The following is a 7,311-nucleotide window of genomic DNA, read 5'->3' on the forward strand; positions in this document are numbered from 1 at the left end:
ATCAAGGACGGCTCAGTGGCAGATGGTGCGATGGCGAACACGCTGCGGGTGAAAGTCACCGACGCGTTCGGCAATGCGCTGGCCGGACAGACGGTCAGCGTCTCAGCGGACAACGGGGCAGCGGTTGCCGCGACGGTTATCACCGGGCCGGACGGCACCGTGGAAATCTCCGTCACCAGCCAGACTGCGGGCATCAGTGCCGTTGCCGCCAGCATCAACAACAGCAGTCTGAGTCAGAATGTGACATTTATCCCGGATGTCAGCACCGCGAAGATCGCGGATCTGGTGGTTATTAAGGACGGCTCAGTGGCTGACGGCGCAATGGCGAACACGCTGCGGGTGAAGGTCACCGATGCATTCGGTAATACGCTTGCCGGGCAGACAGTCAGCGTGTTGGCGGACAACGGTGCAACGGTTGCCCCGACAGTCACCACGCAGCCGGACGGCACGGTGGAGATCAGTGTCACCAGCCAGACGGCGGGCACCAGTGCGGTCACCGCCAGCATCAACAGCAGCAGCCTGAGCCAGAACGTCACCTTTGTACCGGGTGATGCATCGCAGCTCACTTCAACCGTTGAAACAAATAAGTCGAACTATACGGTTGGAGAGACAATCACCATCACGGTAACGCTCCGGGATGCGTTCGATAATCTGGTAACCGGTGCAGCTTCACAGTTAGCCGCTAATGGTGTGCTTACGGTGGCTGGCACCGACCCGTCAGAAACGGGAAGCTGGATTGAATCAGGTGGCGTGTATACCACAACCCGTATGGCGACGATTGCCAGTACCAATCAGCACGCCAACCTGCAATTGCAGACGTGGAGTGATGGTGTAACGTCAGATCGCTATGACATACAGTCCGGTTCTCCGGCGCAAGCCACATCAACTATCGCACGGATAAAAACGCCTACACCGCTGGCGACACTATAACCGTCGCCGTGACGCTGAAAGACGCGCACGGTAACCTGGTTGAAGGGGGCGAGTCCTTACTGTCTGGTGATAACGTAATAGTGGAAGGAGCCGTACGTTCAGGAGGATGGTCTGAAACCGCCGGTGTTTATACTGCTACATGGTCGGCGCAAATGGCGGGAGACTCTCACCACGCGACGTTGACTTTGCCTGAGTGGGGCAGCAGTAAACAATCAGAGAGTTATTCCATCCACAGTGGTGCTCCGGTGCAAACAAATTCAGCCATCAGGACAGATAAAACGACATATATCGCCGGGGAGTCATTAACTGTCACAGTAACGTTGCGGGATGAGTTTGGTAACCCGGCTTTAGGGCTGACATCAGGAGTTATCGAATCATATATCGATAATTTTACGGTGGGCGGCGCAGTCCCCGATTCGATGCAATGGGTCGAACAGAATAATGGTGAATATACCATGATCTGGACAGCATGGTTTGCCGAGAAAAATTTGGTTGCCAGTCTGAAATTAAAAACATGGGCAACGGAGATTAATTCCGCGCTATACGGGATACAACCAGGTGCAGCAGCAAAAACTCAGTCCACGATTATCACGGACAAAACGGTATATATCGCTGGGGAGAGCATAACGGTGACTGTTGTACTTAGTGATGCTCAGGGTAACTTTATTACTGATGGTGTCGCTCAGCTTAATGAGGAAAACGTAAAAGTCAGGAATGCAGATCCTATCCAGGGTAATAATTGGATATACAACGGCAATGGGCAATATCAAAGACAGTATATGGCGCATTTCGCGGAAGTGAATTTGAATGCACAACTGAAGATGGTTGGTTGGAGCGATGCCAATTATTCAAATAATTATACTATTAAACCGGGTGAAGCGAGTCCGCATGGTTCACAGCTTCGTATAAGAGATGATGTTGTGGTTGTTGGGGCGGATTTACCTGTCAGTGTTTTATTAGCTGATGATTTTGGTAACCCGTTGGATAACGGTCTGGATTTGCTGGATAATGCAGTGTACTTACAAAATGTGGAGAAGAAAGAAGGGGCTAAATGGATATATTTGGGTGATGGCATATATGAGCGTACCTATATGGCCTACAAAGAAGGAGAGAACTTAAATTCATTTCTGCAGATTAACGGTTGGCGTGTAAACGGGCAACCTTCCTATACCATCCTTCCTTTTGTGGCAGTCGATTCACTGAGTGTGAATGGTGCAATATTCAGGGCGGCAGATGGTTTTCCTGAAACAGGATTTGATGGGGCTAAATTCACCTTAGTATTAACCCATAATATGAAGAATACAGATTATGATTGGACGGCAGGCATCTATGGTATTAATGTTAACAATAATGGAGAAGTCACAATAAGTCTGCCCCTAAATAGTGAAATCACTATTACCGGGAAACCAAAAGATGGTAAAGGGAATAATGTTGTATTCAAATTCAAGATGAAAAAATGGTTTACTAGTTTAGGTGCTGCCAGTAATAACACTTGGGATATTATAAATGCATCATGCAATAGCTATGGACAAGTGGCGTCATCTTTAGAATTAGCGCAGCGACCAAGTAGTGGTGTAGTTCCACGAAAAGTAGGTACGTTGTGGGGAGAATATGGTAATTTGAAAGCTTATGGCAGTACATTTAGCAGCACGGATTACTGGACAAGTACTGTACTTATAGGGGTTCACGAGAAATTCAATCCTGAAACTGGTATATCAACACCAGGATCAGGAAAGTCTTCTGGTTTGTGTGTGAGATATTTTTAACGAAATAACTACTGAATTGCCCTGCATCAGCAGGGCAATTTCTCTTCGTTCTTACGCAGAAGTACGCATCGTACTGATAGTATTAAATTCATTTTTTACATTGAGCAAACGAGGGTCGTGAAGCAAAACATTTGACCATAAATCATTGTCTTTAACTAATTGTTGCCAGCGCTTTTCATATTCTTTTTTACCATAAACAGTATAAATTAATGGCAAAATCACACCATTTATTTTGTTGGTGTTAATACTAGCCAACAACTTCATAATGTCATTTTTTATAGATGCACCATAGATCAAAAACTTCGTATAAAGCGAGTTAACACAGCTGTAATCAAGATCATGCTCAGGGTCAAGTTTTAGCAATAAACTTTTGGCTTTGTCATTATGTCCTTTCAGTGCCATGAACATAGCCAGAATAGACGTAATAATTGGATTGTTATAGGTGTTTTGACTATTCAGATTTAACGCAAAAGATATCGCGTTATCGAGTGATGATGTGTAATAAAGTATAATTAGTTTAAGAACACTTATACCCATTTTATTGGGCTCAAGAGTAATGCTTTTTTCTATTAAATTAAACGCTCTTGCAAGGTCGCCGTTCAAAAAACATAGCAGCGACTGATAATAATAAACGTCTGGTGAATTAGGTTTGAGTAAATGTGCTTGTTTAAATAGCACATTAGACACTGAATGTTCATCTTTTAGCCCACTGATTAAACCTAGCAATCCTAATGCCTGAGAATTTGAAGGGTTAATTTCCAGAGCCTTTTCTATGGCTGTTACTGCTGTTTTTATAGCTTGTTTTTGTTCACTGAGTCCAAGGAGTGCTAATGATATATGGCATTCCGCCAGGCAACAGTAGGGCAAGGTATTTTGCGGTTGCGTACTCACACAATCTCTAAATATTACTAATGCTCGTTTCAAACTCTCTGGTGTATAACGATACATTTCCATTCTGCCATTCATATACATAACAGCAGAATCCAGAGATGGCATTTGTTGTGTATTAATAGATTTAAAATTAATATTGGGTATTTTTTCAATAAGAATATTAATTACTTGTGATAATAATACGGAAAGAGGATTATCGGGGTTGAAATCAATACTTTGATGATCAATCAACTTATGCGTTCTGGCATGAATTAATTCAATAAATAAACGCCAGTTTTTACCATAGTGAACGACCTGACCCATAATATAATATTCTGGACCTGTTTTATTGATAAACTGATGGATAGTAGAAAAATCGCTTGCCTCATTCGTTACCGAGGCAGGTAAAATATCTAAACCACAAAAAGCATATTTTGAAAGGCCCTGCACAAGTTCGTAATGCAGTTTTAGAACATTGATTGAGCCTTCGGTACGAAATGGAAAAACAGCAAGAGTGGTAGTCGACTTTACCGGTTCATTATCGGTTACAATCACAATGGGTACAGTAAAACGGTATCCACGACCATAGACCGTTTCGATATACTTACACTGTTTATTCTCATGCAAAAGTTTGCGCAATGCATAAATACACCGTGTTAAAGATTCATCACTGGCAACACTTGCGCTCCAGACCTTATCAATAATCTCTTCTTTGCTAACAATTTCACCGTCAGCATTAAGTAATAGAATAATAACGCCAAGTTCTTTCGGGGGAATATGATATTCTTTGTTTTTGAATAATAAAATTCCATTGTTTTTTAATACAAAGTCGCCAAATATATATTGTTGTGTATTATTTTTTCCATGTTGCAGTTGCATAGAACGCTCCTTCCATTTTCTCTATTCATAGTATTAATTTGATCAATATAAAATAAAGTATTGGCAGAATTGCTCTATCAAAAAACGCTCATTTTGTAAGATTGTGATGAAGAAATGAATGAAAGCTGATGCTTAATAATATGAAACGCTGGTCCCATTTTACGAGACCAGATAGTGGACTATAATATTTGGCGTTACTTAATCAGAAACGTAAATAATCTTTCGCTGAATCAAATAATGCTGTAATGGTTGACGATAATAATTTTATAATCGTATCGTAGGTGGAGTTGGCTGTGCTGTATTTAGTCGTGATAACCTGTACATCGGTTTTCATGTTTTCTGCTTGCCCATTATAACCCGCTAACCATGCCTGGTATTCAGCTGTGCTTATTTCATAACCGGTGAATTCTTTAGATATATTTTTTTCCTTCCCTTTATTATCCCTGTGCACCATTGAATCTGAAGATTGACTCATACTGTCAATAATCTGAGGGTTGGGAATAATAACATATAAACCGCTACCTTGTGGTTCAACTTCGACAATCGGAGAAGGTGTGCGGTGTTTGGGATCGGGTGGAATTACCGGAAGTCCTAAAGCGGCGCACCATTTTTCTGCTTCTTCCAATGGAACACCAATTTTGTCAGCAGGTGCCGGAGGGTATAAAACATAGTCTGGATTGTAATGATAGTGGAAATCACCATTAGGATATTTATCGATATAATAAAAATGCATCAAGGCCTTTTGAAATGCATTGACATCAAAAATTATCGCATCGCCTTTTTTATTAGAGTGAGTCCATTTTCCCATATTGCTTTGGATATGTTCACTGAAGTCCTGCCAGTATGCGCTCATTATCTCAACGCTATTCGCATAAATTTCGAGGTAGTCGCTACCGAGCACACTCATCAAATCAGCAATATCACTGCATATATATTTATCACTTTTAAATTCGTTTGAACTACTGGCCGTTAAAGTACTGCTGGTTGCTGAACTTCTCATTTCAGGCGCAGAACTCTCTAAAGAAGCGATAGCGTGATTTAAGGTACCTTTGGTCGATGCCATTGCACTTGACCCGGTTGTGTTGTGAGCAACGTTAGCCAGGGTTTTTCTCACAGAGTTATGCAAGGTCAATATTTTAGCGGGATCCTTTAATTTTCCGTCAATAGTATTAACATTTTCTGTAAGCTGCAGAACTTTTTTTATCAGCGAATAACTTTCGTGTAAGAGCGCAGATCCTTTCTCTGATAGGTTCTCAGTTGGGAAATTTCTGAGCATGTTTTTAACGAAGTTGAGTTGTATGTCATGCTGGCATTTCCAGTCTTCATTTCGCGGGCTACGTTCACTGACTAAAGTTGATAGTTTTTCAACATCTTTCTTGAGCATAGCGCCAATATTATTATCCTTACTGGCGCTGTTATACAAATTACCCTCGCTTTTGCTGTTTTCCAGTTGCTGAGGCTCCTCACTTTGCGAGGATGCCTCTTTAAGAGGAATGTTTGCATTCTGCTGACGTAAAATATCTATATTTAAATTATTATCTTTATTAATCATGTGCCATTCCTCCTTAAATATAATTAACTATTATTGCAATTATTTATGAGCGAATGCCTTGAACGATAGCGCTATCAGTATCAATAATAGTTTGTATTATTTGCTGTAATAAATTGAGTGCCTGATCTCTCCCTTGAACATCACGATTGATTTGATCCAGATAGCTACTCATAACTGAATGCAAAACATTTTTAGCTTGCTCCGCAACCTCTTTTTCAGCACGAGTATATTCCGCAGCTACAGTTCCGCTTGATTGCAATGTACTGCCAAAAGCCTGAAAGAGATGATGAGAATTAGAAAGAGAATTATAACGACTAAATTTTTTATTATGACTGTCAATATGCTGTTTATCTGCAATTTGCTTATTAATACTGTCTTTTTCTTTTTCTAATTCTTCTAACGGTATTTTATTTTGGTCATTCTCAGTACTCTTATCTTCTGATAATTTATTATTTATTTCAGCAAGTCTAGCTTTTGCCTTTTTCACATCTTCATTTGTCTTTAATTTCTGTTGGTCTTCCGGTGTATCTGTTTTTTGTCCTTGGTTTGGATTAACATCATCTATTTTACCGGCGGGCTTTTTATATTCTGCATTCGCGACTACGCCAACTCCAATCACATTAACAATTGCGCCCGTTGTAGCACCAGCTAAATTTTCCCAAGAGGAGTTAATTGTTTCTTTACTCTGTAATTGGACAAGATCTTCAAAAAGGATGCTCATGCTAGCCTCGGCCTTGGCAGAGGCATTGTACATTGATGTAAAGACTCTTAAAAATTCCTCCATAATGTTCTGTTGTCTCATAGTCAAATTATCTAACATATCGAGAATGTTAAATGTTATGGTTTTCTCTGTTGACTTGGTAGACTGACAGGATGATTTTGTCGCTATGCTAGCGTTTTGAATTATATTATGTAATGTGTTATTAGCGTAATTAAGACCATCTAATACTTTACATTGTAGTTCGGGAGAAAGAGCACGGACAGAATCAATCAACCTAATAAATTTAGTGTTTGTATCAGTTTTAATATCATTAGGCACAAAACTTTGCAGTATTTTTTTATTTTGAGATACTCTTGTTTCATAACCAGGTTGTTCATCGAACGTTGTTTTATCGAGATTCTTATTATGGGCTGTATTGTTTATGTTGCTAATGTTATTGGGCATTTTTGAATCCTCTTATACGATAGAATGGGAAGCAAATTTCAAAGATTCAGTTCGGTGTTGCAATACACGCACTGGATTTGCCCCTATATTTCCAGACACCTGTTATCACTTAACCCATTACTGGCTTGCTGCCGTAGATATTCCCGTGG

Annotated in this window: 3 protein-coding genes and 1 pseudogene; 1 reads left to right on the forward strand and 3 read right to left on the reverse strand. The window is 40.6% G+C overall.

Going from position 1 to position 7,311, the window contains the following annotated elements; translation table 11 throughout:
- Positions 1-2,696 (forward strand): annotated as a pseudogene (locus tag BEB54_RS27170) (Ig-like domain-containing protein); the annotation flags it as partial.
- A gap of 51 nt (positions 2,697-2,747) precedes the next feature.
- On the opposite strand, the gene eilA reads toward BEB54_RS27170, so the two are convergent.
- The 3 genes from eilA to BEB54_RS27185 all read right to left on the reverse strand — a co-directional run bounded on the left by eilA (position 2,748) and on the right by BEB54_RS27185 (position 7,162).
- Positions 2,748-4,445, reverse strand: coding sequence for a HilA family transcriptional regulator EilA (gene eilA, locus BEB54_RS27175; RefSeq protein ID WP_105282333.1), 1,698 nt, complete (start codon positions 4,443-4,445; stop codon positions 2,748-2,750).
- Between the two features lie 202 nt (positions 4,446-4,647).
- On the reverse strand, positions 4,648-5,997 hold the full coding sequence (locus BEB54_RS27180) for an IpaD/SipD/SspD family type III secretion system needle tip protein (RefSeq protein WP_105277852.1): 1,350 nt from the start codon (positions 5,995-5,997) through the stop codon (positions 4,648-4,650).
- 43 nt (positions 5,998-6,040) lie between these two features.
- Positions 6,041-7,162 (reverse strand): hypothetical protein, encoded by a 1,122-nt coding sequence (locus BEB54_RS27185; RefSeq protein ID WP_105277853.1) that lies wholly within the window; start codon positions 7,160-7,162, stop codon positions 6,041-6,043.
- Between the last annotated feature and the right edge of the window lie 149 nt (positions 7,163-7,311).

Origin of the sequence: Escherichia sp. MOD1-EC6021 (assembly GCF_002965245.1) — a bacterium.
In the GTDB taxonomy this organism is placed as follows: Bacteria; Pseudomonadota; Gammaproteobacteria; order Enterobacterales; family Enterobacteriaceae; genus Escherichia; species Escherichia coli_F.